At 62.0% G+C, this 25062-nt stretch carries 21 protein-coding genes, 1 pseudogene and 1 riboswitch; of the genes and pseudogenes, 12 read left to right on the plus strand and 10 right to left on the minus strand.

All coding sequences use genetic code 11. From position 1 onward, the window contains the following. Positions 1–36: 36 nt before the first annotated feature. Positions 37–1086, minus strand: a complete 1050-nt coding sequence (gene moaA / locus N181_RS09020) for a GTP 3',8-cyclase MoaA (RefSeq protein ID WP_037448656.1) — start codon at positions 1084–1086, stop codon at positions 37–39. A gap of 172 nt (positions 1087–1258) precedes the next feature. Between moaA and N181_RS09025 the strand changes: the two genes are divergently transcribed. Continuing rightward, a complete protein-coding gene (locus N181_RS09025; protein WP_014328553.1) occupies positions 1259–1633 on the plus strand; it encodes a gamma-butyrobetaine hydroxylase family protein in 375 nt (124 codons plus the stop codon). A gap of 19 nt (positions 1634–1652) precedes the next feature. On the opposite strand, the gene N181_RS09030 is transcribed toward N181_RS09025, so the two are convergent. Continuing rightward, on the minus strand, positions 1653–2138 hold the full coding sequence (locus tag N181_RS09030; RefSeq protein ID WP_037396665.1) for a MarR family winged helix-turn-helix transcriptional regulator: 486 nt from the start codon (positions 2136–2138) through the stop codon (positions 1653–1655). A 47-nt stretch (positions 2139–2185) separates the two neighbouring features. Between N181_RS09030 and N181_RS09035 the strand changes: the two genes are divergently transcribed. Both N181_RS09035 and N181_RS09040 read left to right on the plus strand, forming a co-directional pair. Beyond that, on the plus strand, positions 2186–3103 hold the full coding sequence (locus N181_RS09035; protein WP_037396662.1) for an alpha/beta fold hydrolase: 918 nt from the start codon (positions 2186–2188) through the stop codon (positions 3101–3103). Positions 3104–3194: 91 nt separating this feature from the next. Next, on the plus strand, positions 3195–3803 hold the full coding sequence (locus N181_RS09040; RefSeq protein WP_037396660.1) for a pyridoxamine 5'-phosphate oxidase family protein: 609 nt from the start codon (positions 3195–3197) through the stop codon (positions 3801–3803). A 29-nt stretch (positions 3804–3832) separates the two neighbouring features. On the opposite strand, the gene N181_RS09045 is transcribed toward N181_RS09040, so the two are convergent. After that, complete coding sequence (locus tag N181_RS09045) at positions 3833–4903, minus strand: GGDEF domain-containing protein (RefSeq protein WP_037396658.1); 1071 nt, start codon at positions 4901–4903, stop codon at positions 3833–3835. Positions 4904–5128: 225 nt separating this feature from the next. Then, the gene (gene fumC / locus N181_RS09050; RefSeq protein ID WP_060563347.1) at positions 5129–6520 is read right to left on the minus strand and encodes a class II fumarate hydratase; all 1392 of its coding nucleotides are present in this window, start codon (positions 6518–6520) and stop codon (positions 5129–5131) included. Between the two features lie 508 nt (positions 6521–7028). Between fumC and N181_RS09055 the strand changes: the two genes are divergently transcribed. Continuing rightward, entirely contained in the window at positions 7029–8927 is a 1899-nt protein-coding gene (locus tag N181_RS09055) for a L,D-transpeptidase family protein (protein WP_037396644.1), read from the plus strand. A gap of 75 nt (positions 8928–9002) precedes the next feature. Here N181_RS09055 and N181_RS09060 read toward each other — a convergent pair whose 3' ends face one another. Continuing rightward, positions 9003–9686: an HAD family hydrolase gene (locus N181_RS09060; RefSeq protein WP_037396650.1), complete on the minus strand. Its 684-nt coding sequence runs from the start codon at positions 9684–9686 to the stop codon at positions 9003–9005. Positions 9687–9905: 219 nt separating this feature from the next. On the opposite strand from N181_RS09060, the gene rpiA reads away from it, so the two are divergent. From rpiA to N181_RS09085, 5 genes are all read left to right on the plus strand, one after another. Beyond that, positions 9906–10601 (plus strand): ribose-5-phosphate isomerase RpiA, encoded by a 696-nt coding sequence (gene rpiA / locus N181_RS09065; protein WP_060563349.1) that lies wholly within the window; start codon positions 9906–9908, stop codon positions 10599–10601. 117 nt (positions 10602–10718) lie between these two features. Beyond that, positions 10719–11264: a DUF2059 domain-containing protein gene (locus N181_RS09070; protein WP_037396638.1), complete on the plus strand. Its 546-nt coding sequence runs from the start codon at positions 10719–10721 to the stop codon at positions 11262–11264. 173 nt (positions 11265–11437) lie between these two features. Further along, on the plus strand, positions 11438–12829 hold the full coding sequence (gene gor, locus N181_RS09075) for a glutathione-disulfide reductase (protein ID WP_037396636.1): 1392 nt from the start codon (positions 11438–11440) through the stop codon (positions 12827–12829). Between the two features lie 230 nt (positions 12830–13059). Continuing rightward, positions 13060–14433: a class II 3-deoxy-7-phosphoheptulonate synthase gene (locus tag N181_RS09080; protein WP_014328542.1), complete on the plus strand. Its 1374-nt coding sequence runs from the start codon at positions 13060–13062 to the stop codon at positions 14431–14433. 120 nt (positions 14434–14553) lie between these two features. Then, on the plus strand, positions 14554–14949 hold the full coding sequence (locus N181_RS09085) for a GFA family protein (protein WP_014328541.1): 396 nt from the start codon (positions 14554–14556) through the stop codon (positions 14947–14949). An 11-nt stretch (positions 14950–14960) separates the two neighbouring features. On the opposite strand, the gene N181_RS09090 is transcribed toward N181_RS09085, so the two are convergent. Then, positions 14961–15863, minus strand: coding sequence for a hypothetical protein (locus N181_RS09090; protein WP_050984079.1), 903 nt, complete (start codon positions 15861–15863; stop codon positions 14961–14963). Positions 15864–16354: 491 nt separating this feature from the next. Then, a complete protein-coding gene (locus N181_RS09095; RefSeq protein ID WP_086018623.1) occupies positions 16355–18274 on the minus strand; it encodes an LTA synthase family protein in 1920 nt (639 codons plus the stop codon). A gap of 268 nt (positions 18275–18542) precedes the next feature. Between N181_RS09095 and N181_RS09100 the strand changes: the two genes are divergently transcribed. From N181_RS09100 to bluB, 3 genes are all read left to right on the plus strand, one after another. Beyond that, on the plus strand, positions 18543–20225 hold the full coding sequence (locus tag N181_RS09100) for an NAD+ synthase (RefSeq protein WP_037396632.1): 1683 nt from the start codon (positions 18543–18545) through the stop codon (positions 20223–20225). 2 nt (positions 20226–20227) lie between these two features. After that, on the plus strand, positions 20228–21055 hold the full coding sequence (locus N181_RS09105; protein ID WP_037396629.1) for a TolB family protein: 828 nt from the start codon (positions 20228–20230) through the stop codon (positions 21053–21055). Between the two features lie 50 nt (positions 21056–21105). Continuing rightward, positions 21106–21317: riboswitch (cobalamin riboswitch) on the plus strand. A 44-nt stretch (positions 21318–21361) separates the two neighbouring features. Next, positions 21362–22063, plus strand: coding sequence for a 5,6-dimethylbenzimidazole synthase (bluB, locus tag N181_RS09110; protein WP_037396627.1), 702 nt, complete (start codon positions 21362–21364; stop codon positions 22061–22063). A gap of 32 nt (positions 22064–22095) precedes the next feature. Here bluB and N181_RS09115 read toward each other — a convergent pair. The 3 genes and pseudogenes from N181_RS09115 to N181_RS09125 all read right to left on the minus strand — a co-directional run bounded on the left by N181_RS09115 (position 22096) and on the right by N181_RS09125 (position 24925). Further along, positions 22096–23198 (minus strand): annotated as a pseudogene (locus N181_RS09115) (DUF2865 domain-containing protein). A gap of 194 nt (positions 23199–23392) precedes the next feature. After that, on the minus strand, positions 23393–24037 hold the full coding sequence (locus N181_RS09120; protein WP_014328534.1) for an acyl-homoserine-lactone synthase: 645 nt from the start codon (positions 24035–24037) through the stop codon (positions 23393–23395). 153 nt (positions 24038–24190) lie between these two features. After that, positions 24191–24925: a helix-turn-helix transcriptional regulator gene (locus N181_RS09125; RefSeq protein WP_037396624.1), complete on the minus strand. Its 735-nt coding sequence runs from the start codon at positions 24923–24925 to the stop codon at positions 24191–24193. Positions 24926–25062: the final 137 nt, after the last annotated feature.

A 25062-nucleotide genomic window follows, 5' to 3' on the forward strand; every position in this document is an offset into this window, starting at 1 on the left:
CAGCGGGGTTTTTCGTTTCGGTTGAACCGAGAGATGTCAGCCGCCGGTTACGCTCATGTGGCGGGCCACGGCCGGGCGGTTGTGCTCACGGTCGATGATGAAATCGTGCCCCTTCGGCTTGCGGCCTATCGCTTCGTCGATCACCTGGGAAAGATAGGCGTCGTCATCCGTGGCGCGCAGTGCCGCGCGCAGGTCGGCGGCGTCGTTCTGGCCGAGGCACATATAGAGCGTCCCGGTGCAGGTGAGACGGACGCGATTGCAGCTTTCGCAGAAATTGTGCGTCATCGGTGTGATGAGGCCGAGGCGGCCGCCGGTTTCCGCCACCTCGACGTAGCGGGCCGGGCCGCCGGTACGGTAGGGGATATCCTTGAGCGTGAACTCTGTCTCGAGCCGCTCGCGCATCTCCGAGAGCGGCAGGTAGTGATCGGTGCGGTCCTCGTCGACCTCGCCCATCGGCATGGTCTCGATCAGCGTCAGGTCCATGCCGCGGCCATGCGCCCAGCGCATCAGGTCCGGGATCTCCGCATCGTTGAAGCCCTTGAGCGCCACCGCGTTGATCTTGACCTTGAGACCGGCGGCCTGTGCCGCGTCGATCCCTTCGATGACCTTCGCCAGTTCGCCCCAGCGGGTGATCTCGCGGAACTTGTCCGGATCGAGGGTATCGAGCGACACATTGATGCGCCGCACGCCGCAGTCGGCCAGCTCGGCGGCAAACTTCGAGAGCTGCGAGCCATTGGTGGTCAAGGTGAGTTCATCGAGCCGGCCCGCGTCGATCTCCTTGCCGAGTTCGCGCACGAGGAACATGATGTTCTTGCGCACCAGCGGCTCGCCGCCGGTCAGCCTCAGCTTGCGGACCCCCTTGGCGATGAAGGCGGAACAGAGACGCTGAAGCTCTTCCAGCGTCAACAGGTCCTTCTTCGGCAGGAAGGTCATGTGCTCCGCCATGCAATAGGTGCAGCGGAAATCGCAGCGATCGGTGACCGAGACGCGCAAATAGGTGACCGTGCGACCGAAGGGGTCGATCATCGGCGCAGTCGTTCTGTCGAGCGGCCGTGCGTTGGCCTGGTCTATGGCGACGTTGTTCAACTCTTTTCTCCTGCGCGTTCAATGTCGTGGCCAAAAGAGGTCGCGTCAAGGCGCATACTGTCGCAAACTGTTTCAAATATCGGGAAACCCGCCTTCGGGAGATTTCCGCCGGTTCAAATCTGCTTTACTCAGTGGAGACTTAGGGTCAGGAACTAGAAACGGAGCGACGACGATGAGTGAATTCTGGCCGACGGAATTGCGCGTATCGAAGGACCGCCACCGGCTGACCGTGAGCTTCGACGACGGCGCCTCCTTCGATCTTTCGGCCGAACTACTGCGCGTGCTTTCGCCCTCTGCGGAAGTGCAGGGCCACGGGCCGGGCCAGCGCGTGACCGTTCCCGGCAAGCGCAATGTCCAGATCATCTCGGTGCAGCCGACGGGCAACTATGCCGTACGCCTCGGTTTCGACGATTTCCACGATACGGGTATCTACACCTGGACCTATCTGCGCGAACTCGGCGAGAAGGGCGACGAGCTCTTCGGAGCCTATGAGCAGGAGCTCGCCGAAAAGGGCATGTCCCGTGACAGATCGGAAAAGCCGCGCTGATCAAACCAGCCTGTCGGTGTCAGGAAAGCTCGTCATCCTCTTTGAGCAGCTTGGCGATGATCCGTTCCATCGACTCTGCGATCTTCATGCAATCGTCGATCGGAGCGCCGCCCAGCGAATTTTCGATGAGCGCCGTCTGAATCTCCATTGCCTCCTCGGTCAACGTTCGTCCGGCCGCCGTCAGCGATAGCCGCAACACGCGTTTGTCCCTGGCGTCACCACGCCGTTGGATGAGGCCGCGCGTCTCGAGTTGCGGCAGCAGCATGCTCATATTGGAGCGGCCGACGAGCAGCTTGCGGGCGAGTTCCTGCTGCGTGATGCCGTCGAAGCGGTAAAGGTTGATAAGGATGTCGAGATGCGGCGGCTTGACGTCGAGATGGGCCAGGCGTCGCGTCAAGGTCTGTTGCATCAGCTGGCAGGCGCGCCCGACGGCGATCCAGCTTCGGAAGCGCGGGTGGTCCCACGGAAAATGGTGATGTTCGGTAGTCACTTGCTTTTTGTTCATCGTTGGACAATTATGTTCATGCTTGAACATTTAGGGCTCATTTCACTATGGCATCCTTTGCGACCAAGGTCATCCGTCTCTCGCTCAAGGCCGTGTCGGCGATCTCTCCCGCGGCCGCAGGCGAATTGGCGTTTCGGATATTCTGCCTTACCCCGAGCCGCAAGCCGAAGAGCGACAAGGAAAGGGCACTGCTGAGCGCCGCGGTGCCGTTGATGGAAGAATCGCGAAAAGTGACACTCTCCTTTGCGGGCGGTTGGGTTTTCGCGCGTCATTTCCCGCGTCGCGGCGGCGGAGGCGGACCGCGTGTGCTGCTCACGCATGGCTGGGGGTCGCGGAGCGACTACCTGGCCGCGATGATCGATGGCCTATTGACGGCCGGCGCCGAAGTGGTCGCGCTCGACTGGCCGGGTCATGGCGCCTCGCCGGGGCGGTCCCTCACCATGCCGCAGGCGGTAAGGGCGATCGATGCGGCCTGGCGACATTTCGATGCTTTCGATGTCTGCATCGGCCATTCCTTCGGCGGGGCCAGCCTGGCCTGTGCTGCAGGAGGCGTGCTGTGCGACGTGCCTGCGCGCGTGCCGGCCAAGCTGGTGCTCATTGGCGCGCCGAGCGAAATGGCCTGGCTCTTCAGAGGCTTTGGCAAAATCATGCGGCTTGTGCCAGCCGCTCAGGCGGCCTTCGAAGGCATGGTCGAGCGCCTGTCCGGACGCCGCGTCGACGGGTTTGACGCGGCACGCATTCTGAGCGCGCTTCGAAAGCCGGTCCTGGTCCTCCATGCGGAGGACGACAAGGAGGTCTCCGCCGATCATGCGCGGCGCTACGGTGCGATCGGTCCGAATGTCGAATTGCATTGGGCGAACGGCCTTGGCCACCGTCGCATTGTTTCTGCGCCCCTGGTCATTCAGAAGATCGTCGCTTTCCTTGGCGAAACTGAAGAAAGGGCTCGTCTCAGAAAGATTGCATGATGTCGTCATCTGGACGTCATGTTATTCCCCCAAACCGGCGCGCGGAGATCGCGCCTCGGTGCATGCATGGATTGCCGGGTTGGAGAATGAGATGACGATCATCAGGACGGTTGAGGAACTGAAGACGTTCTACGGCGAAGCCGCCGAGGCATCGATCGTCAAGGTGGCGAACGCGCTCACAGTCGAATACCGGCAGATGATCGAAGCGTCGCCTTTTGCAGCATTGGCGACCGTTGGACCGGAAGGGCTGGATTGCTCGCCGCGTGGCGACGATCTGGCGGTTGTCCGGATTGCCGACGACAGGACGGTGCTGATGCCCGATTGGCGGGGCAATAATCGCATCGACTCGCTTGTCAACATCGTCCGCGATCCGCGCGTGGCGCTCCTGTTCCTCGTCCCCGGCTCGAACACGACGATGCGCATCAATGGGACAGCCGTCGTCAGTGTCGACCCGGCATTGATCGAGTCCTTCGAAGTCGATGGTAAGCATCCCCGCACGGTTGTCGTCATCACCATCAACGAGGTGTACTCCCAGTGCGCCAGGGCCTTGTTGCGCTCGCAGCTCTGGAACCCGGAGCGCTTCGTCGAGCCGGCATCGCTGCCAACCCCCGGAGCGCTCCTGAAGGCGGCCAAGGCCGATTTCGACAAGGATGCCTATGACCGCGATTGGCCAGGCCGCGCAGCGAAGACGATGTGGTAGCAACCGCTCCGCCGCAAAGCTTGACCTTGTTATCGGCGATAGATCAGCCAGTTCCGTCCGGAATCCTTGCGCATGCCCTCCTCGAAGAGGACCGTCCTGTTGCGTCCCGAATTTTTCGCCGCGTAAAGCGCTATGTCGGCCTTGTGGTAGAGGTCGAGCGGATCGTCCGCCGCCGTTGCCATGCACACACCGACGGAGAGCGTGATCGGACCATAATTGACGCCCGTCTTGGAGTTCTTGAAAGGCGTGTTTGCCAGAACGGTGCGGATGCGGTCGGCCGCCTGCAGGCATTCCTCCTGCGTGCTGTCGCTGAGGATGACCGCAAACTCCTCGCCGCCGGTGCGGGCGACGAAGGCGTCCCGCCGGAGATTTGCACGAATGACGGTGCCGACGGTGGAGAGAATCTTGTCGCCAACCGGATGGCCGAAGCTGTCATTGACCTTCTTGAAGTGGTCGATGTCGACGACGAGCAGGCCCGTGTAGTTGCGCAGTTGCTCGTTGTTGTAGACCGCGGCGAGAGTCTCGTCGAAGGCGCGGCGATTGCTGAGCCGCGTCAGTGAATCGGTGTTGGCAATACGCTTGTATTCGTCGAGCTCCTGGCGGATCGCTTCCATCTCGAAGGATTTCTGAACGACCGTTTGTACGCGCTCCTTACCCTGGTTCATCGTGTCGGCGGTCGCTTCGCTCAGAATGTCGATCGCGTGGCGGAGGATGTCGGCGCTCGATGCGCTCTTGTTGGCAATGTTCAGGTAGGCTTCGTCGAGAACCCTGTTGTAGCTCTCGAGTGCGTATTGTTCGTCCCGCAACAGGGCAACCAGCTCGGTCAGCTTTTCCGCCAGCGTGCTGTGGGCGCGCTCGATCCCACGCGAATGGTGGATATGGCTGAAATAGCGCGCACCGATGACGTCGAGGTCTTCCTGCGTCGCGCGGCTTCCGAGTGCCGCGAGTTCTTTTGACAGTTGCGGGTTGGAGCCCAGATAGGCCTCGTAGTAAAGCTCGTAATTGCGCGGTATCGGCGCAACGCCCATCATACGCATGGCGTGGGTAATCTGCGCAGCGATATCGGGCGTCGGCGTCTTGTTCGAAGTTGCCGTCTGCATATGGCAAGCCCTTAAAATTAATTCTCTCTAATGTCTGCTATTTTTTAGGGGCAAAAGCTTTGTGAAGTCTTAACGATTGCCTGAGCGCGTCGATGCAATTCTAACGATCTTCGCGCCGCAAAACGGCTTCGCCATGGGCCTCAAGGTGTTCGTCAGGTCCACAGCGGAATGGCTGGCCGGTAGAGAAGACCGCGGCGCCGGCGGGCGGCCGCGGCCATTGATCGATCAGGCAGGGCCGATCATCGTTTCGGGGCGGACGATCGCGTCGAACTCCTCGTTCGTCACGTAGCCGCCGCCGACGGCCTCGTCGCGCAGGGTCGTGCCGTTCTTGTGCGCAGTCTTGGCGATCTTGGCGGCATTGTCGTAGCCGATTTTCGGGGCCAGCGCGGTGACGAGCATCAGTGACCGGTCGAGCGCTGCCTTGATGTTGTCCTCACGCGCCTCGATGCCGACGACGCAATTGTCGGTGAAGGAAACCGCCGCGTCGGCGAGGAGCTGGACCGACTGCAGGAAGTTGTAGGCCATCAGCGGGTTGAAGACATTGAGCTCGAAGTGCCCCTGGCTGCCGGCGAAGGTGAGCGACGCGTGATTGCCGAAGACCTGAGCGCAAACCTGCGTCAGCGCCTCGCACTGGGTCGGGTTGACCTTGCCGGGCATGATCGAGGAGCCCGGCTCGTTCTCCGGCAGCGAAAGTTCGCCGAGGCCCGAGCGCGGGCCAGAGCCGAGGAAGCGGATATCGTTGGCGATCTTGAAGAGCGCGGCGGCCGCCGCATTGATGGCGCCGTGGCTGAACACCATCGAATCGTGCGCGGCGAGTGCTTCGAACTTGTTGGGCGCGGAGGTGAAGGCGATGCCGGTGATCGCGGCGATTTCCTCCGCCACCTTCTCGTCGAAGCCGATCGGGGCATTGAGGCCCGTGCCGACGGCGGTGCCGCCCTGAGCGAGCTCGCAGAGGCCGGGGAGCGTCATCTCGATGCGCTTGATCGACGAGGCGACCTGCGCCGCATAACCGGAGAACTCCTGGCCGAGGGTCAGCGGCGTTGCATCCTGCGTATGGGTGCGGCCGATCTTGATGATGTGGTCGAAGGCCTTGACCTTCTCTTCAAGCGCCTTGTGCAGGTGCTTGAGCGCGGGCAGCAGATCGTGGATCACGCGTTCGGCGCAGGCGATGTGCATGGCCGTCGGGTAAGTGTCGTTGGACGACTGGCTCATGTTGACGTGGTCGTTCGGGTGCACGGGCTTCTTCGATCCCATGACGCCGCCGAGCAACTCGATCGCCCGGTTGGAAATGACCTCGTTGGCATTCATGTTCGACTGCGTGCCGGAGCCGGTCTGCCAGACGACGAGCGGGAAATGGTCGTTGAGCTTGCCGTCGATCACCTCCTGCGCCGCCTTGACGATGGCGTCGCCAATCGTCGGATCGAGGCGGTCGAGCGCCACGTTGGCGCGGGCTGCCGCCTGCTTGACGATGCCGAGCGCCCGGACGATCGCCAGCGGCTGCTTTTCCCAGCCGATCTTGAAGTTTCCGAGCGAGCGTTGGGCCTGGGCACCCCAGTAGCGGTCGTTCGCCACTTCGATGGGGCCGAACGTATCTGTTTCCGTGCGCGTCGATGTCATCGTGATACCTGCCTTCGTGATGCGCTTCATCAAGCCGAGGCGGAGATACCGGTGTCAGCCCGTTGTCCTCCCCGGTGCCGGGCATCTCTCTGCCCCGGCAATACCGGCTTGTAAAGGGCCGCAGGGACCTGCTGCGAGCTACAATCGTTTGAATATTGTTGCGATGCGGCAATTCGAGCCAGTGAACAGGAGCATCGCACAACGGGCGTGCTTCGCGCGCATTCCTTGTGGCCTTTCAGACACAGAAGACGCCATCATTTTTGGCACGCCCAGTGCCGCAGGGAACTCCGAAGCGCAATTGCATGGTGCAAAGTAGATGCAAATCAGAGACTTGCAGTCCGTCGCGCGCGAGACGGGCGACCGGTTTCAGGGCAGTTGATCAAATTCGAACGGTGGTCGTTTCCTTTTCATTCACCATCCTTTTCTATAAGTCTTCGGGCACGAGGGCGTGGCGAGAATCTGGCGCGGCCGAATTCGGCGGCAACGCGATACGGGGACGTTTGTACGAATGAAAATGATCAGATCGGTAGCGATTGTCGCGCTCATGACCGGCTGTGCGATTGCAACCATGGATGTGCGGCCGGCCTCAGCGATAACGCTGATGGATTTCATCCGCGGCGGCAGGGAACGCACGCGGGAGCGGGCCTATCCGGCCCAGCCGATGCCGGGATACGGCATGATGGCGCCGCATCGCCTTGAAGACAGGGCGGTGACAAAGCCGCCGCGGGTTTCCAGCCCGCGTTACTATACCTACAAGCCCGAGCAGATGCGCAGGATTGCGACCGATCGGCTGGTCGATCCTGTCGTGACGGGTTCCGTGCAGAGCTACGGCTTTCCGCCCATGCTGCGGATTCCGCTGGCGGATGCCCGCCAGTTCTTGCCGCAAGTCGAGGTTCGCGCTCCGGCCGATGTCGCAAAGGCCGTCGAGGCCTTTTATGGCGGACGGACCGACTTCGTCTGGATCGATGGCAATGGCGCCAATGCAAGGGCCCGATCGGCTCTCGCGGTTCTTGCCGATGCCGCAAAGACCGGGCTCGATCCGGCGGACTATGCCGTCGCTGTTCCGGCCGACGACTTCGATCGCGCCGACATGGTAGCGCGGGAAAAGGACCTGGTACGTTTCGAGATCGCCATGTCCGCTGCAGTCCTCACTTATGTGCAGGACACGGTGCGGGGCCGCGTCGACCCGAACAAGATATCCGGCTATCACGACTTCAAGCGCAAGAGCGTCGATCTCGTCGCATTTCTCGACAAGGCCGCGACAAGTGCCGATGTTGCAGCCCTGATGGAAGAGCGGAGCCCGAAGAGCCCGCAATTCCTCGCATTGAAGCAGGAGCTCGAAAGGCTGCGAGCCGAATCGGACGCCGCCCCGCGCATCGAGATCGCTCCCGGGACGCTGCTGAAGCCAGGCGACAACAATCCGGAGCTTGCCAATATCGTCGCCGGCATAAAGCTGAAGGCTTCCGAGGCGCTGAAGACCGAGCATGCCGTCGTGCTGGCCGGTTACCAGGGTACGCCCGAGTACACGCCGGAACTGGTTTCACTCGTCGAAGCCTTTCAGAAGGAGCAGGGGCTGAAGGCGGACGGTGTCGTCGGCCAGGCCTCGATCCGCGTCCTGACCGGCGGCGATACGACGGCCAGCAAGATCAACAAGATCGAGATCGCGATGGAGCAGGCCCGCTGGCTGCCGGACGGTCTCGGCAATCGCTACGTCTTTATCAACCAGCCCGCCTTCATGGCCTACTATACCGACCAGGGCGCGGAGCAGTTCTCCATGCGGGTCGTGGTCGGGACGAAGGCGAACCAGACCTATTTCTTCCACGACGAGATCCAGACCGTCGAGGTCAATCCCTATTGGGGCGTGCCCCAGTCGATCATCGTCAACGAGATGCTGCCGAAGCTGCGCAGCGATCCGAGCTATCTCGACCGCATGGGGTATCAGGTCGAGGTCGGCGGTCGGGTCGTCCCGTCTTACGCGGTGGATTGGTACGGATCGACGAACTCGATCGCCGTGCGCCAGCCGCCGAGCAGCGACAACGCGCTGGGAGAGTTGAAGATACTGTTCCCGAACTCGCATGCGATCTACATGCACGACACGCCGTCGAAGAGTTTCTTCAAGCGTGACCAGCGGGCGCTCAGTCATGGATGCGTCCGCCTCGCCGAGCCGCGCCGCATGGCGGCCGCCGTCCTTGGCGTCAGCATGGACGATGTCGGCAAGGAGATCGCCCAGGGGCACAACAGAGCCTTGCCGGTGCCTCAGAAGGTGCCGGTCTATGTTTCCTACTTCACGGCATGGCCGAACAAGGACGGCAAGGTCGAATATTTCAACGACGTCTATGAGCGGGACATGTACATGGATCGGGCGTTCGAAGCGACACGCAAGGCCCGGCAGCAGGCCGAAGGCTGACGGGTGCCGGACGCATCATGACCATGAGATGGAAGGCCCCGCCAAGCGCGGGGCCTTTGCACAGGAGGCGGGTGCCTATTTCTTTTCCCTTCCAAGAACCGTTTTGACGAGTTCCGGGGTCAGTTCGTCGAAATGCTGGATGATCCGGTCGGGTGACAGGCTTTCGATCGGCACATCGGAGTAGCCGAACGGCACGGCGATTGACGGAACCGCGGCGTTGCGGGCGACCAGGATGTCGTTGAGGCTGTCGCCGACCATCACCGCTCGTTCCGCGACGCCGCCGGCATTGGCCACCGTCGAGAGGAGGTGCTCGGCATGGGGCTTGCGGACGGAAAACGTGTCGCCGCCGGAAATGGCGGCAAAACGGTCGATGAGGTCGAGCCCCTCCAGAAGACGCTTTGCCAGCATTTCCGGCTTGTTGGTGCAGACGGCGAGTCGCAGGCCGGCGTCCTGCAGGCGGTCGAGCGCCGCGATGACCCCCGGATAGGGGAGCGAACCGCCCGGCATGGAGCCGTGGTAGAAGTCCACGAACTCCTTCATCTGCCAGGTCAATTCCTCTTCGCTCAGCGCCTTGCCGCGCAGCGCGAACGTCCGCTCGATCATCGCACGTGCGCCATGGCCCACCAGATGGGTGAGGTCGGCGTAAGTAACCGGTTCGATACCTGCCTGCGTGACCGCGTGGTTGAGGCTCGCGACGAGGTCCGGGGCGGTGTCGACGAGCGTACCGTCGAGATCGAAGACGACAAGGGGCGGGGACACGGGAACCTCGTTCTGCAAAAGCCTGTCCGTTCGGGTAGGCGAAGTGCGCGGAGAATGCAATGGCGACCTAGGTCGGTAGCGCTGCCGGAATCCGGTGCAGGCGCGCGCATTTTGGCTTTCGTTTGCTGCAACGGGCGTGTAAGTGTCTCAGCGGAAATTGGACGGCAGCCGGTGAATGGCCGCTCGCCGGCCGGGATTGCGAAAGGGAGCGATTGGCGCATGGACGCCCGCCAGATGAAGATCAAGGCCGCCCAGGCGGCGCTTGGCTATGTCGAAAGTGGAATGCGGCTTGGTATCGGCACCGGGTCGACGGCCGAGGAATTCGTCCGGTTGTTGGCCGAAAAGGTTGCCTCCGGCTTCCAAGTCCAGGGCGTCCCGACCTCCGAGCGGACCGCGCGGCTTTGCCTCGAACTCGGCGTGCCGCTGAAGTCGCTCGATGAATTGCCCGAGCTGGACCTGACGATCGACGGTGCCGATGAAGTCGACGGAAAACTGCGCCTGATCAAGGGCGGTGGCGGAGCGCTGCTGCGCGAAAAGATCGTCGCAAGTGCCTCGGAACGGATGATCGTCATCGCCGATGAATCGAAAGTCGTCGGCGTTCTTGGTGCCTTCAAGTTGCCGATCGAGGTGAACCAGTTCGGTCTGGCAACGACGCGTCTGGCGATCGAGAAGGTTGCGACGCGTCTCGGCTTGACTGGCGACATTGCGCTGCGCGCCTCGGGAGACGGGCCCTTCATGACCGATGGCGGACACCTCATTCTGGATGCATCTTTTGGCCGTATTCCTGATGCAGAGGCGCTTTCGGCCGAATTGAACGCCATTCCGGGAGTGGTCGAGCATGGGCTCTTTCTCGGGATGGTATCGCTGGCGATCATCGCCGGTCCGGAGGGCGCGCGCACGCTCACGGCAGGCTGAGGCTTCGCCGGTCCGGCCCCGCGGCGCGGCCATGGCCCAAGACAGAATTCCGCACATGAATGCCTGGCGGCGGCAATTGGCCGGGCGACATGTGCCAACACAGGAGCATTGATAAAAATGAACAAAATCACAGGTTTTGCCCGGGCATTCGCAACCGCGGCCGTTCTCCTTTCGGTTTCGGTGCCGGCCGTACAGGCGCAGGACGTGACCGAAGATCAGGTCAAGGCGGCCCGCGCAACCATCGCAGCGCTCGGCGTCACCAACAGCTTCGACAACATTCTGCCTAATCTTGCCGAACGGCTGAAGAACTCGCTCATTCAGGCTTCGCCGAACCACCAGGAACTGATTTCGGCGACCGTCGACGAGAAGGCGCTGGGCCTGGCGGCACGCCGCTCGGACCTGGAGCGCGAGGCGGCGACGATCTATGCCAAGACCTTCTCGGTCGAGGAATTGAACGCGATCACCGCGTTCTACAGCTCGTCGGCCGGCAAGAAACTCTTGAACGACGGTCCGATTGCCTCGCGCGAACTGTTGAAGGCGGCCGACATCTGGGCAGCCGGCGTTTCGCGCGACCTCGCCCAGGAGGCCACCAAGTCGCTCGACGAGAAGATCGGCAGCGCACCGGCCGCCGACGCCGGCACGCAGGCGCCCGCACAGCAATAGTCTCGCGGCGAGGTCTTGTTCGTCTCTTGATGAAGCCCGGAGCGATCCGGGCTTTTCCTTATTTGCATCGCAATACTATATCAGGGGCGAAACGCGACTCTCGGCTCGTCTCTTCATCGTGAGCTCTCAGCCGCGGTCTTCATTCGGTACCCCAAGCTTTCCAGGAGTTCTTCATGCGCGCTTTCGACTATGACCTCTTCGTGATCGGCGGCGGCTCGGGCGGCGTCAGAAGCGGGCGGCTGGCGGCGGCGCTCGGCAAGAAGGTGGCGATCGCCGAAGAGTTTCGCTACGGCGGCACCTGCGTGATCCGCGGCTGCGTGCCGAAGAAGCTTTATGTCTACGCCTCACTATATTCCGAGCATTTCGAAGATGCGGCTGGCTTCGGCTGGGATGTCGGCGAGAGCCGCTTCGACTGGAAGAAGCTCGTCGCGGCCAAGGAACAGGAGATCACCCGGCTGGAGGGCCTTTATCGCAAGGGTCTCGCAAATGCCGGTGCGGAGATGCTGGATACGCGGGCCGAGCTTGTCGGGCCCAACGAGGTGCGGCTGCTTGCGACCGGCAAGACGGTGACGGCGGAGCGCATCGTTATCGCCGTCGGCGGGCACCCGAGCCCGCATGACGCGCTGCCGGGGCATGAGCTGTGCATCAGCTCCAACGAAGCCTTCGACCTTCCGGAGCTTCCGAAATCGATCCTGATCGCCGGCGGCGGATATATCGCCGTCGAGTTCGCCAATATCTTCCATGGCCTCGGCGTCGAAACGACTCTCATTTATCGCGGCAAGGAGATTCTCTCCCGCTTCGACCAGGACCTGAGGCGCGGCCTGCATGCGGCGATGGAGGAAAAGGGCATCCGCATCCTTTGCGAGGATATCATCCAGTCGGTATCGGCTGGCGCTGATGGCCAGCGGATCGCCAAGACCATGAAGCATGGCGAAATCGCCGTCGATCAGGTGATGCTCGCCCTCGGCCGCGTGCCCAATACGAAGGGCCTTGGCTTGGAGAATGCCGGCGTCAAGACCAATGAGCGCGGCGCCATCGTCGTCGACGCCTTCTCTCGCACCAGTGCGCCGGGGATTTACGCGCTCGGCGACGTCACCGACCGCGTGCAGCTGACGCCGGTGGCGATCCATGAGGCGATGTGCTTCATCGAAACGGAGTACAAGAACAATCCGACGTCGCCGGATCATGATCTGATCGCCACGGCCGTCTTCTCCCAGCCGGAGATCGGGACGGTTGGATTGAGCGAGGAGGAGGCCGTGCGGAAATATGACGAACTCGAAGTCTACCGCGCCGAGTTCCGTCCGATGAAGGCAACCCTTTCAGGGCGCAAGGACAGGATGATCATGAAACTCCTCGTCAATGCAGCGGACCGCAAGGTACTCGGCGCTCATATCCTCGGCCACGACGCCGGTGAAATGGCGCAACTGCTTGGGATTTCGCTGAAGGCGGGATGCACGAAGGACGACTTCGACCGCACCATGGCGGTCCACCCGACCGCGGCGGAGGAGCTGGTGACCATGTATCAGCCGAGCTACCGTGTGAGGAAGGGCGAACGGGTCGCCTGAGCGGCGGTTCCGCTGAACTCCAAAGCAACCGCGGCAGCCCATGTTTTCTGGTAGGATGGCTTTCCAAGCCTCCTGTTAGCGTTTATAAGCCCGCATCCGCGACGTGACCGGCTCGTGCGGATGTGGCGGCTTGGACCGGCCAGCTTGCCGGTTCGATCAAACTCTCCGAATGCCGGGCGGCTTGAGGGGCGCGATGCGGCCCCGGCCGCGTCAGACAACAGGTGATGGAAATGGCACAGACTTGGACTCCGAACAGCTGGCGGCAAAAACCCATTCAGCAGGTGCCGGACTATCCGGACCTCACAGCGCTCGAGGCCGTGGAAGGCCGTCTTGCGAAGTTTCCGCCGCTCGTCTTTGCCGGCGAGGCTCGGCGTCTGAAGAGTGCGCTCGCCAATGTGGCCGAAGGCCGTGGCTTCCTGCTGCAGGGCGGAGACTGCGCCGAGAGCTTCGCCGAGCATGGCGCCGACACGATCCGCGACTTCTTCCGCGCTTTCCTGCAGATGGCGGTGGTGCTGACTTTCGGGGCCCAGCAGCCGGTCGTCAAGGTCGGCCGCATCGCCGGCCAGTTTGCTAAGCCGCGCTCTTCGGGCGTCGAGAAGCAGGGCGATGTCACGCTGCCGAGCTACCGCGGCGACATCATCAACGGCATTGAATTCACCGAGCAGGCGCGCGTCCCCAACCCGGAGCGGCAGATCATGGCCTATCGCCAGTCCGCCGCAACGCTTAACCTGTTGCGCGCCTTCGCGATGGGTGGCTACGCCAATCTCGAGAACGTGCATCAATGGATGCTCGGCTTCGTCAAGGACAGCCCGCAGGCCGAGCGCTATCGCAAGCTCGCCGACCGGATTTCCGAGACGATGGATTTCATGAAGGCGATCGGCATCACCTCGGAGAACCATCCGAGCCTGCGCGAGACCGACTTCTTCACCAGCCACGAGGCGCTGCTGCTCGGCTTCGAGCAGGCGCTGACGCGCGTCGATTCGACCTCCGGCGACTGGTACGCCACGTCCGGCCATATGATCTGGATCGGCGACCGTACGCGCCAGCCGGACCATGCGCATGTCGAATATTGCCGCGGCATCAAGAACCCGCTCGGGCTGAAATGCGGTCCGTCACTGACCGCCGACGGTCTCCTGGAACTGATCGACCTGTTGAACCCCGCCAACGAAGCGGGCCGCCTGACGCTGATCTGCCGCTTCGGCCACGACAAGGTCGCAGAGCACCTGCCGCGCCTGATCCGCGCCGTCGAGCGCGAAGGCAAGAAGGTCGTCTGGTCCTGCGATCCGATGCATGGCAACACGATCACGCTCAACAACTACAAGACCCGTCCGTTCGAACGGATCCTCTCGGAAGTCGAAAGCTTCTTCCAGATCCACCGCGCCGAGGGCAGCCATCCGGGCGGCATCCACATCGAGATGACCGGTAACGACGTGACAGAATGCACCGGCGGCGCACGCGCGCTCTCCGGTGACGACCTTGCCGACCGCTACCATACCCATTGCGATCCGCGTCTCAACGCCGATCAGGCGCTGGAGCTCGCCTTCCTGCTTGCCGAGCGGATGAAGGGTGGCCGCGACGAGAAGAAGATGGTGGTCAACGCCTGAGCGACCGCAGCCGCGGCCGATGGCTCAATATTTCTGAACCATGGGCGCGACTTCTGAATTTGACAGGGCCGGGTCAGCTTTGTGAAGCTGACCCGGCTTTTTGCTGCAATGGAGAGGGGAATGACGGACATCCACGAAGGCGGCTGCCTTTGCCGCGCGGTGCGCTTCAAGACGCGAGGCAAGCTGAGGGAGCTGATTTATTGCCATTGTTCGCAATGCCGCAAGCAGACGGGGCTCTACTACGCCGCCACGAATGTGCTCGACAGCCATATGGATGTCCAGGGCGCCGGCGAGATTACCTGGTATCGCTCCAGCAGCACAGCGCGGCGCGGCTTCTGCCGGCATTGCGGTTCGGCGCTGTTCTGGAAGGGGGACGATCTCGACTATACCTCGATCCTGGCGGGAACATTTGACGGGCCGACCGGCCTCGAGCCCGGCTATCACATCTTCTGCGCCGACAAGGGTGACTTTTACGACATCCGCGACGACCTGCCGCGCTTTGCGGAGTCTCGGTAAGACACTTGTTATCAGCGATGTTCGACTGCGGATTGATCGAAGGCATCCGCCAGTGCCTCGAACTTGACGGCTTCCCACGAGGCGTATTCCTCGACAAGCCGGCTGCTCATCCAGAACCGGCCACGCGCCCCGTCGTCCCCCTTGCCGATGAAGCCGGCCGCTTCGGCACGCGCGAACAGGCGGCGAATATGGGTGTTCGAGATGAGGTAGCGCTCCGCAAGTCTCGCAAGGTTGACGTCTACCCAGACCTTGCCGTTGACAGCGAGGAGACTTGGGGGGCGTGCCATGAGGTCGTCGAGAATTACCCCGCCGGATTCGGACCAGACGAAGATCGAAACGCTTTCCGGGGGCTGCGTCCATCTCGTGTCCGAGAGCAGCCGTCTTGCGACAAGAGGCTGAGCGCGCTCAAATATGACCGGATCAGTTTCGACGCGTCTTACCCGCGATCCTCCATCCAATAGATCGAGTGTGCTCATCTGCGTCTTGAACCAGAGCCGCATGGCGTTCTCGCTGATCTCGGTCGGCTCGAGTGGGCGAGTCCTCTTGGTGCGCCCGCCATTCGCGGGGCGGAGCAGTTTGTAGGCGATGAGTTCTGCAAGGAAGGCCGTTGCCGTGTTCCGGCTGGCAGCGCCGGTTTCGCGCATGATTTTAAGTAGTCGCGCTGCCGTGATGCCCGAGTCGGCATTGTCTCGGTCGCGCTCCAGATGGAGAGCATAGGCGGCCTGCGTGAGCATCCATTTCTGGTGGGCCGCCACGAGGCGCGCGATACGCGGAAAAAGATCGTTCATGGAAATCAGGGTACGCGCGCCGACCTGCAAGACCTCAAGGAACTGAGGATTTTGCAATAGTGCATCCACCGTGAAGGCGGGTGTAGTCTTCCGTTCGGCTTCATCCGTCTCAGCAAGCCGCTGCATCTTCTGCGCGTGCTCCAGATCTCTCCATGCACCGAACGCCCCGATTTCTCCGTGCCTTGGTGCAATCAACATAAAATCTCACCTTGGTCTAAACGCGCAAGCCCGCCGTTTGGGTTCACGCAAATGTTAGAACGGTGAGCGTTCACATTTCGGCTGACGCTCTTTGCCCAACAACGGTTGCTGGCGTTCGACGCTTCTGAGTGGCGCTGGAAAACGGACATAGCAGCGTCTCCGCGAAATTCACAGTTGATTTTGGCATGTCCATGCATCTGTACGATGCGCGCAAATGGTTAAACTACCGTATCTCTTTGAATTTTAGGGAGTGCTGACTCGCGCAGCAGTTGACGCTTTATTGGGGAGGCCGCTTGTAGATTCGCGACGGACCTCGGGCCGCCGTAAGAATGTGGCTTCGGCATATTGCTGAGCAAGGCGCCCGAAATGGTATCGTCCCGGCAGGGGTGCCGGGACGATAATCCGCTACTGTTTGGGATTTATGACCCGGCGCTGAAGAGTTCGGCGTGGGACTTGAAGAAGCGCTCGGTGCTGTAGCGCTTGCCGAACATCATGTCGTGCTGCAGGAACCGATAGTCGCGCAGCGACGGGGCGATCTTCGGCTGACGCAGCCAGTCAGCGACCTCTTTGCCGTTCTTGCGGATCAGCATGTAGCGATCGAGAACGCGGAAATGGTCGTGAACCTTGCCGAGGAAGCCGGTGTAATACGGGTGCTCGTAGCCGGCCTGTTTCAGGATCTGATAGGAGAGAAAGGCCGGGCTGATGCTGCCGATATCCTTGCGCGCACCGGTCTTGTTCGACCAGGCGACGAGCGGCGTTTCGTGCTGCGCCTTCATCTGGTCCTTCGGGCCCTTGCGCTCTGCCGTCACGTCCTTCATGTAGCCCGTGCTGGTATAGACGGTGTTGAGCGGCGGCAGATGGTCGCCGAAGAGGACGATAATCGTCTCGCGGTCCCGGTTCTTCGCCCAGTCCATGAGCATTTTCAAACTGTCGTCGGCTTCCTTGATGCCCTGAGCATAGGTCGCGAGAACCTGGCGGTCCGCTTCCGGCAGATCTCCTTCCACCTTGATGGTGTTCTTCGGATAGCGATTCGCCTCGTACGGCCCATGGCCCTGCAGCGTCACGGCAAAGAAGAAGAAGGGATCGTCCATCGCGTCCGCCTGGCGGATGACCTCTTTTGTCAGCGATTCATCCGAGGCGAATATCCCGCGCTTCTGCATCGGCGGCATGTTCTCCTCCGAACGAAACGTATCGAAGCCGAAGGCCTTGTATACGGCGGTGCGGTTCCAGAACCATCCCTGGAAGGGGTGAATGGCGCGCGAGACATAGCCTTCGCCGCGGAAAAAGGTGGCGAGCGACGGGATCGGATTGCGGATATATTGCTGGTAGGGAATGCTGCCATAGGGAAGGAAGGCGTTCGAAAAGCCTGTCAGCGCTTCGAATTCGACATTGGCCGTCATGCCGCCGAACTCGGGCGAGAAGACATTGCCGCCCTGCAGTTCGCGGATCGTCGGCATCGGATCTGGCGTCAGCTTGACCTTGGGAAGGCGCGTCGGATCCCAGAAGGACTCGCTCATCAGCACGATGACGTCAGGCTTGCCGCGATGCGTCGTTCCTGCGGGTAGCGGCTTCACCGGGATGCGGTCGATCGCATCTGCCATGTAACCGGCCGGGGCGCTGACATTGGCCATCGGCAGGTTGATCGCAAAGGCGAGCACAAAGCCGTTGTGCCGGTAGTTCTCGGTCTGGTCCCACATGATCGGGATGACCCGCAGCCTGTCGCGGATCCACGAGAAGTGGTTGTAATCCATGATGTTCCAGAAGGCGACGAGCAGCGGCAGGGCGAAGGCGACCCGTGCGATACGCTCCCTGCGCGTCAGCTTCGGAAAGTTGCGCCAGGCGTAGCGCAGCAATAGTCCGATGGCGATGACCGTCGCCAGAATGCCGAGAACGACGCCGACGGCGGTCCACGGCCTGTCTTTCACCAGCACCGGCATCAGTTCCATGATCTGCCGGCCGAACAGAAAATCGGTCGGATAAAGCGGGTCGGACAGGAAGACCTGCTTCTGCTGGCAGATAAGGGCCGGGACGATGCCGAGCGGCGCGACGAGGAGCGCGCCCTTGTGCTCGCGCCCGAACAGCGCGTCGAGCGCCAGCATGACGAGGAAGAATGCGGCAATCGTTGTCCAGGCCGGCCGCATCGGATCGATGAAATAGGCGATCGTCTCGGAGGCTGACTGGCGCACGATGAGCTCGACCGCAAAGACAATCGCCATCGCCATCAGGAGCGAAAACAGCGCGCTGCGGGTGCCGGCCAGGGTCTTGGCGTGTCGGGCGGAAAAGCTTGGCCTTTCGACAAGGACCTGAGAGCCTCTCGCGGCGGAATCGATACTGGCCAACAGCGTCTCCAATGTCACAAATCTTTCGTTCAACTGTCATACGACTGTCATCTTGAACAGGGGATGAATGGCAAAACGGCTATGACGATCCCCAGGTTCCGGCTGCGTCGAAGGGCCGCTGGCCCGTCCGTTAACGGACGGGAACTGCAGGATTTTTCGGATTTTTCCGCGGGCACTGCGATTTGGGAGTGGGTTTTTTGCCGCCGGATGCGATAAGAACAAAGCCTAAGCTGGATGCATTCGCCGAGAAAACACCGACAGGCCCGCCATGACCCCACAGAAAGCCGTACCTTCAAAGCTGCGGATCGCCGTAGCCCAGCTCAATCCGACAGTCGGCGATATCGCCGGCAACCTGGCAAAGGCGCGCGAAGCGCGTGCCGACGCGGCGCGCCAGGGAGCCGACCTGGTGCTGTTCACCGAGCTTTTCATGTCCGGTTATCCACCGGAAGACCTGGTGCTGAAACCGGCCTTCCTGAACGCGTGCCTGCACGCCGTCGAGAAACTCGCCGCGGAAACGGCGGACGGAGGGCCGGGGGTGATCATCGGCTTTCCCCGTCAGGCCTCCAGGCAGCGGCACAATTCGGTGGCCGTGCTGGACGCGGGCAAGATCGTCGCCGTCCGCGACAAGGTCGATCTGCCGAACTACGGAGAGTTCGACGAAAAGCGAGTCTTCGACGCGGGCGAGATGCCCGGGCCGGTGAATTTCCGCGGCATCCGCATCGGCATCCCGATCTGCGAAGACATTTGGGGCGAGCTTGGCGTTTGCGAGACGCTCAAGGAAAGCGGCGCTGAAATCCTGCTCTCTCCGAACGGTTCGCCCTATTATCGCGGCAAGGTCGATGTGCGCCATCAGATCGTCCTGAGGCAAGTCATAGAAACCGGCTTGCCGATGATCTATGCCAATCAGCTCGGCGGGCAGGACGAACTGGTCTTCGACGGCGCAAGCTTCGGCTTCAATGCCGACCGCTCGCTCGCCTTCCAGATGAGCCAGTTCGAGGAGGCGCTGTCGATCTCCGAGTGGACGCGGGGCGAGGACGGGTGGGTCTCGACAAACGGGCTGCAGTCGCGTCTACCGGAAAGCGACGAGGCGGACTATCGCGCCTGCATGCTGGGCTTTCGCGACTACGTCAACAAGAACGGCTTCAAGAATGTTGTCCTTGGCCTTTCGGGCGGCATCGATTCGGCGATCTGCGCGGCGCTCGCGGTCGATGCGCTCGGCGAGGAGCGTGTCCGCACGATCATGTTGCCCTACCGCTATACGTCGCAGGAATCGCTGAAGGACGCCGAAGCCTGCGCCAAGGCACTCGGCTGCCACTATGACGTGGTTGCGATCGAGGAGCCGGTCGAAGGTTTCCTCAATGCGCTCGCCGATACGTTCGAGGGGACCGAGTCGGGGATCACCGAGGAGAACCTGCAGAGCCGCACCCGCGGAACGATCCTGATGGCGATCTCCAACAAATTCGGCTCGATGGTGGTCACCACCGGCAACAAATCGGAGATGTCGGTGGGCTATGCCACGCTCTACGGCGACATGAACGGCGGCTTCAACCCGATCAAGGACCTCTACAAGATGCAGGTCTATGGACTGTCGCGCTGGCGCAATGGTGCCGTGCCGCCGGGCGCGCTCGGTCCTTCCGGCGAAGTCATTCCGCAGAACATCATCGACAAGGCACCCTCGGCTGAACTCCGGCCCAACCAGACCGACCAGGACTCACTGCCGCCCTATCCGGTGCTCGACGATATTCTCGAGTGCCTGGTTGAGAGGGAACTGAGCACCGAGGAAATCGTCGCCCGCGGGCATGACGAGGCGACGGTCCACCGGATCGAGCACCTGCTCTACATTGCCGAATACAAGCGCCGGCAGTCGGCGCCGGGCGTGAAAATCACCAAGAAGAATTTCGGCCGCGACCGGCGCTATCCGATCACCAACCGCTTCCGCGACAGGGGCTAGCGGTGCGCAGCTCGGTCGAGATCTTCGATGTTGCGACCGGCGAGGCGCGCGTCGTCTGGCAGACGGAGCGGCTCGTCGAGGCGCCGAACTGGTCGCCTGACGGCAAATTCCTCATCGTCAACGGCGACGGCAGGCTCTATCGGCTTGGTTTCGACGGCGCAGAGCCAACCGAGATCGACACCGGCTTTGCCTGCCAGTGCAACAATGATCACGGCATTTCGCCCGACGGCAGAACACTGGCGATCAGCGACAAGACCGAGTTCGGCAAGTCGGCGATCTACCTTCTGCCGATCGAAGGCAGCGCGCCGCGGCTGGTGACGGGAAATTTGCCGTCTTATTGGCACGGCTGGTCGCCCGACGGGCGGACCTTGGCCTATTGCGGCATCCGCGACCAGGTCTTCGACATCTATACGATTTCGGTCGATGGCGGCGAGGAGCGGCGCCTGACGCATGGCGAGGGGCGCAACGACGGTCCGGACTGGTCGCCGGATGGCGCGTGGATCTATTTCAATTCGAGCCGCACCGGCCGCATGCAGATCTGGCGGGTGAGGCCGGACGGCAGCGATGTCCAGCGCATCACCGACAGCCCCTACGGCGACTGGTTCCCGCACCCGTCGCCGGATGGCAAGCATCTGCTGGTGCTTTCCTATGACGGCGAGGTCTTCGACCACCCGCGCGATCTCGATGTGCGGATTCGGCTGATGGATCCACAGGGTGGCAATGCGCGTGTCCTCTTCGAGCTCTTCGGCGGGCAGGGCACGATGAACGTCCCGAACTGGTCGCCAAGCGGCGATGCCTTCGCCTTCGTTCGCTATAGCCCGGCGTCCTGACCCCGGGGTTCCGAAAACCGGAGCTTGCCTTGCCTTTCGCCGGCGCCTATGCCCATATGCGGCCGTCAGGTGCCCGCTTGTCGCGGGAGAATCGGGAAGCCGGTTGAATTCCGGCACGTGCCCAACGCTGTGATGGGGACGGCTGCGCCAAGGAGACTCTGAGCTTTTTCAGAGTTTTGCCACTGGATCCTGAAGCGATCTGGGAAGGTGGTTCAGCCGAGTGATCCAAAGTCAGAAGACCGGCCTGGCAAGATAGACCGGCCCCGTATGGACGGCGGGAGGTTGTGCATTGTTGGGGATCGAACGATGCTGCCTGACCCAAGCGGCTGCCTTGCGGCGGCCGGTGCTTTTTCGCCGGACGAGCGCGCTGCCGTCTATCGCGCCATCGAGACGCGCCGCGACGTACGCGATGAATTCCTGCCCGAACCGCTGCCCGAGCCGCTGATCGCCCGCTTGCTGGATGCGGCGCATCGCGCCCCTTCCGTCGGTTTCATGCAGCCGTGGAACTTCGTCCTCGTCCGTCGGAGCGAGACGCGGGAGAGAGTCTGGCGGGCCTTCCGGCGCGCCAACGAGGAGGCGGCCGGCATGTTTTCAGGCGAGGCGCAGGCGCAATATCGGTCGCTCAAGCTCGAGGGCATACGCAAGGCGCCGCTCAGCATTTGTGTGACCTGCGACCGGACGCGCGGCGGCGCCGTGGTGCTCGGACGCACGCACAATCCGCAAATGGACGTCTACTCGACGGTCTGCGCAGTCCAGAACCTTTGGCTCGCGGCGCGGGCCGAGGGGGTCGGCGTCGGCTGGGTCAGCATTTTCCACGAGGACGAGGTGAAGGCGATCCTCGGGATACCCGAACACATCGAAATCGTCGCCTGGCTGTGTCTCGGCTATGTCGACCGGCTCTACCAGCAGCCCGAATTGGCCGTGAAGGGCTGGCGACAACGCTTGCCCCTCGAGGAGCTGATCTTCGAGGAAGGATGGGGCGTTCGCGACGGCGAGAAGCGGTCCTGATTAAAGCGCGTCACATGTATTCACGCGGCGCGTCATTCATTCTGCAGCGGTTGATAGCGTGATCCCCGAGGGTTCTTGAGATCGATCGCGCTCTCTTCCTGCGGCAGAAAGGCGGGACCGACAACGCGAACCTTGCTGGTCGCCGGGTCGTAGGGGCGCTCTTCCGCCGGCTTTGCCGGCGACGGTGCGGTCGCCGGCGCATCGGTGCCTCTGATCGTTACGACGGAAGGGCTGACCACCGAAAGCTTCGTTCCTGATGCGGTGCTGTTGTCTTGATCTGCTGTGACCTTGGGAATCTGGCAGCCGCAGATACCGGGCGCGCCGACGCCGTGCGTGCGATAGGCGAGGCGTTGGGGAGCTCCGTATATGGCCTCCCGGTCGACGCGGAAACCATCTGCTCACTCTCCTCGGTGGCGAGGACGTGATAGTAGAGCTCCGTATCGGCGCCGGGGCATCGTGCCCGGCAAAGCTCGGTATCGCGTGCAAAATCGGCCGGCGTGGCGTTCGACGAAATCGGGAAAAACGCTCCGTCGCAGGTCCGCACGCACATGGTCCTGAAGCCGCCTGCCGGGCCGTTTTCCATGAACGTGAAATCGTCCGTCGGAGGGCCGTCAAACAGCAGCGGATACTCTTCGCCGTCCGGTGGGTAATCTTCGAGGATGTTGCGTTGAACGTGAGCCTCTTCGAGGTTGGACCCGTCCTGGATCGTCTCGTCCCAATTGAGACCGGCTTCCCCCGAGCAACCGTTCAATTCCAAGGCGGCGAGGATTCGCCGGCGCATGTCGTCATTGCCTTTGGAAATCAAATGCTGGCGTTGCGCCTTGAGGGTGCGCAGATTGTGCTCCATCCGGACGATCGCATCGTCGAGTTCCGCACAGGCAGCCTCGTTTTCGCTGTCGATGTAGACGACCGAGTCATTGCTGCATGTCATGCGCCGCCGTTCGTTCTTGGCGCGGCGAATTTCGATGTTCTGGCGCGAAACCGCACCGGTGAAATCGCGGAGATTGGCGGTTGTGGTGAAGGCCGCCGGCAACTGCGCGAGGCGGGCGCTCAGGCGTTCGCAGACGCCGGTGGCGGAGGCTTGCGCGGTCATACCCAAGGCGAGCGGCAGCAAAGCTGCCGCATAGCGCATCATCCTTCGGGACGCCGTAGGTCGGAACACTGACACTCGTCTTTTCCTGCATTTCGCCCCACTGGTCGCGGGACAAGCCGGGGCGCCTTCCCTACATCATACGATGTTGTCGTGGTGGCGCAACGACAAGACGGCGTTTGCGTTAATGCGTTTCGAAGCAGGAAAGGGCCGGGCCGAGGGAACGGCCCGGCGATCGATCACGCCGCCCTTGCGGTCTCGAGCGACATGGGCCGGTCGAGCACGGTGCCCTCGATGGCGGCAACGGCCTTCATTGTTTGAAGCAGACTTCTCGACACTTCCCAGGCGATGGCGACCGCGTAGACATTGCCGATCCTCTGCGGCTCGGCAATGCGTTCGCCCGGGCACCCCATCCGGCGGAACATCCGCTCCAGGAAGACGTCGGTGACGGTGACGATGTGGCTGACGCCGGAGGCAAGGCCCAATTCTCCGACCCCGCACATAAGCTCGGCGGCGGCGACCGTCACCTGGTTCGAAGACCGGTCCTGGGAGATATCCGGTTCGATGCAGAAGCGGCTCGATTCCCATACCGAAGCGCTGCGGATTTCCGGGTTTCCGCCGAGCAGGATCGGGAAGGTGTCGTCCAGCATGTTCGGTCCGAGCGTCGGCAGGAGTCTGAGCGAACCGCGCAGCTTTCCGGTCTCCGGCGAGTAGGACATCACATAGAGTGGATTGGCCTTGTCGTAGTGGTCGATTTCCCAGTTGCCCTCGGTCTTGACATCCCATTTCAAGAAGTCATGGAAGACGCGCTTGCGCAGCCGGAACATTTCGTCGATGGCCTGCGGGTGTTGTCCGCGAGCGTTTCCGTTCACTATCCTGATCATCTTTCGCTCCATCGTTTTTGCGCGATGGAGCGATGCTGTCAGGCTCGGGCGACACATGTAACTGTCGGTAGTGACAGTTCAGTTCGGCGAAATTCCCCACGAGATTTGTGGGGTTTCCGGGGTGATTTCGACCCCAGATGGTAAATCCACCTGTCAGATGGTGGGGATCAACGCATGGCGCACCGCCTGCGCAACCGCTTGCGTGTTGGAGACGACATTGAGCTTGCGGCGCGCATTGCTCATGAAGAAGCGGACCGTGCGTTCGGAAATGCCGAGGATCGTCGCAATTTCCCAATAGCTTTTGCCGGCTGCCGACCAGGTCAGGACCTCCGTCTCCCGGCTGGTCAATCGCGTGTCGCGCTCGTCGATCGCATCTGCCATCGCCTGCTCGAGCATCGACGCATGAAAAAGATTGGCTGCCAGTTGGAAGTCGCGCAGATGGCATCGGCGATACTCGGACCATTCCGTCGACGACATGTTGCCGCTGATTGCCAGGAGTGCCATGCGCCCGGCCGGCGAAGGCAGCGGCAGGGCGACGCCTTCCGTGGACAAGCCGATGTCCTCGGCCGCCTCAAAGAGCGGCTCGCATTCCGGAAAGCGGCGGCGTGCGGTCGCCCATTCCACCGGCCTCACGCCGCCAAGTGCAAGCCGGAGGATCGGATCGATCCGGTGAAGGCCACGGGAGAGATAGAGCTCCTCGGCATAGGCTCCGAAGGTGTGATGCAGGCGGCAGACCTTGAGCCCGTCGGCGGTCGGTTCCGCTTCGAGATAGAGCAGATGCGCGATATCGAACGTGCGACGCATCAAGGCGAAGAATTGCTGCGGGTCCGCGCACCCGCGATACTCCACGATATCCAGCAGATCGAGGACAGCCTGTTGATTAGTCATGCCGTAACACCGATTCATGCCCCTAGAATAAACATGGTTTAGCCCGGCGGTTATTGTCTAGTGCTATATTTCGTAATCGGTGCAACTCTTTGGACGAAATCAATCCATGGTTGCATTTCCGGGGCGGGTGGCCAGCG

It is taken from the genome of Sinorhizobium fredii USDA 205, assembly GCF_001461695.1.
GTDB lineage: Bacteria > Pseudomonadota > Alphaproteobacteria > Rhizobiales > Rhizobiaceae > Sinorhizobium > Sinorhizobium fredii.

What these genes read in the sequence shown, in the direction of transcription:
- N181_RS09025 (WP_014328553.1), top strand. Translation starts at nt 1,259, where the DNA reads ATGAGTGAATTCTGGCCGACGGAATTGCGCGTATCGAAGGACCGCCAC.
- N181_RS09030 (WP_037396665.1), bottom strand. Translation starts at nt 2,138, where the DNA reads ATGAACAAAAAGCAAGTGACTACCGAACATCACCATTTTCCGTGGGAC.
- N181_RS09035 (WP_037396662.1), top strand. Translation starts at nt 2,186, where the DNA reads ATGGCATCCTTTGCGACCAAGGTCATCCGTCTCTCGCTCAAGGCCGTG.
- N181_RS09040 (WP_037396660.1), top strand. Translation starts at nt 3,195, where the DNA reads ATGACGATCATCAGGACGGTTGAGGAACTGAAGACGTTCTACGGCGAA.
- N181_RS09045 (WP_037396658.1), bottom strand. Translation starts at nt 4,903, where the DNA reads ATGCAGACGGCAACTTCGAACAAGACGCCGACGCCCGATATCGCTGCG.
- fumC (WP_060563347.1), bottom strand. Translation starts at nt 6,520, where the DNA reads ATGACATCGACGCGCACGGAAACAGATACGTTCGGCCCCATCGAAGTG.
- N181_RS09055 (WP_037396644.1), top strand. Translation starts at nt 7,029, where the DNA reads ATGAAAATGATCAGATCGGTAGCGATTGTCGCGCTCATGACCGGCTGT.
- rpiA (WP_060563349.1), top strand. Translation starts at nt 9,906, where the DNA reads ATGGACGCCCGCCAGATGAAGATCAAGGCCGCCCAGGCGGCGCTTGGC.
- N181_RS09070 (WP_037396638.1), top strand. Translation starts at nt 10,719, where the DNA reads ATGAACAAAATCACAGGTTTTGCCCGGGCATTCGCAACCGCGGCCGTT.
- gor (WP_037396636.1), top strand. Translation starts at nt 11,438, where the DNA reads ATGCGCGCTTTCGACTATGACCTCTTCGTGATCGGCGGCGGCTCGGGC.
- N181_RS09080 (WP_014328542.1), top strand. Translation starts at nt 13,060, where the DNA reads ATGGCACAGACTTGGACTCCGAACAGCTGGCGGCAAAAACCCATTCAG.
- N181_RS09085 (WP_014328541.1), top strand. Translation starts at nt 14,554, where the DNA reads ATGACGGACATCCACGAAGGCGGCTGCCTTTGCCGCGCGGTGCGCTTC.
- N181_RS09090 (WP_050984079.1), bottom strand. Translation starts at nt 15,863, where the DNA reads ATGCAGCGGCTTGCTGAGACGGATGAAGCCGAACGGAAGACTACACCC.
- N181_RS09100 (WP_037396632.1), top strand. Translation starts at nt 18,543, where the DNA reads ATGACCCCACAGAAAGCCGTACCTTCAAAGCTGCGGATCGCCGTAGCC.
- bluB (WP_037396627.1), top strand. Translation starts at nt 21,362, where the DNA reads ATGCTGCCTGACCCAAGCGGCTGCCTTGCGGCGGCCGGTGCTTTTTCG.
- N181_RS09120 (WP_014328534.1), bottom strand. Translation starts at nt 24,037, where the DNA reads ATGATCAGGATAGTGAACGGAAACGCTCGCGGACAACACCCGCAGGCC.
- N181_RS09125 (WP_037396624.1), bottom strand. Translation starts at nt 24,925, where the DNA reads ATGACTAATCAACAGGCTGTCCTCGATCTGCTGGATATCGTGGAGTAT.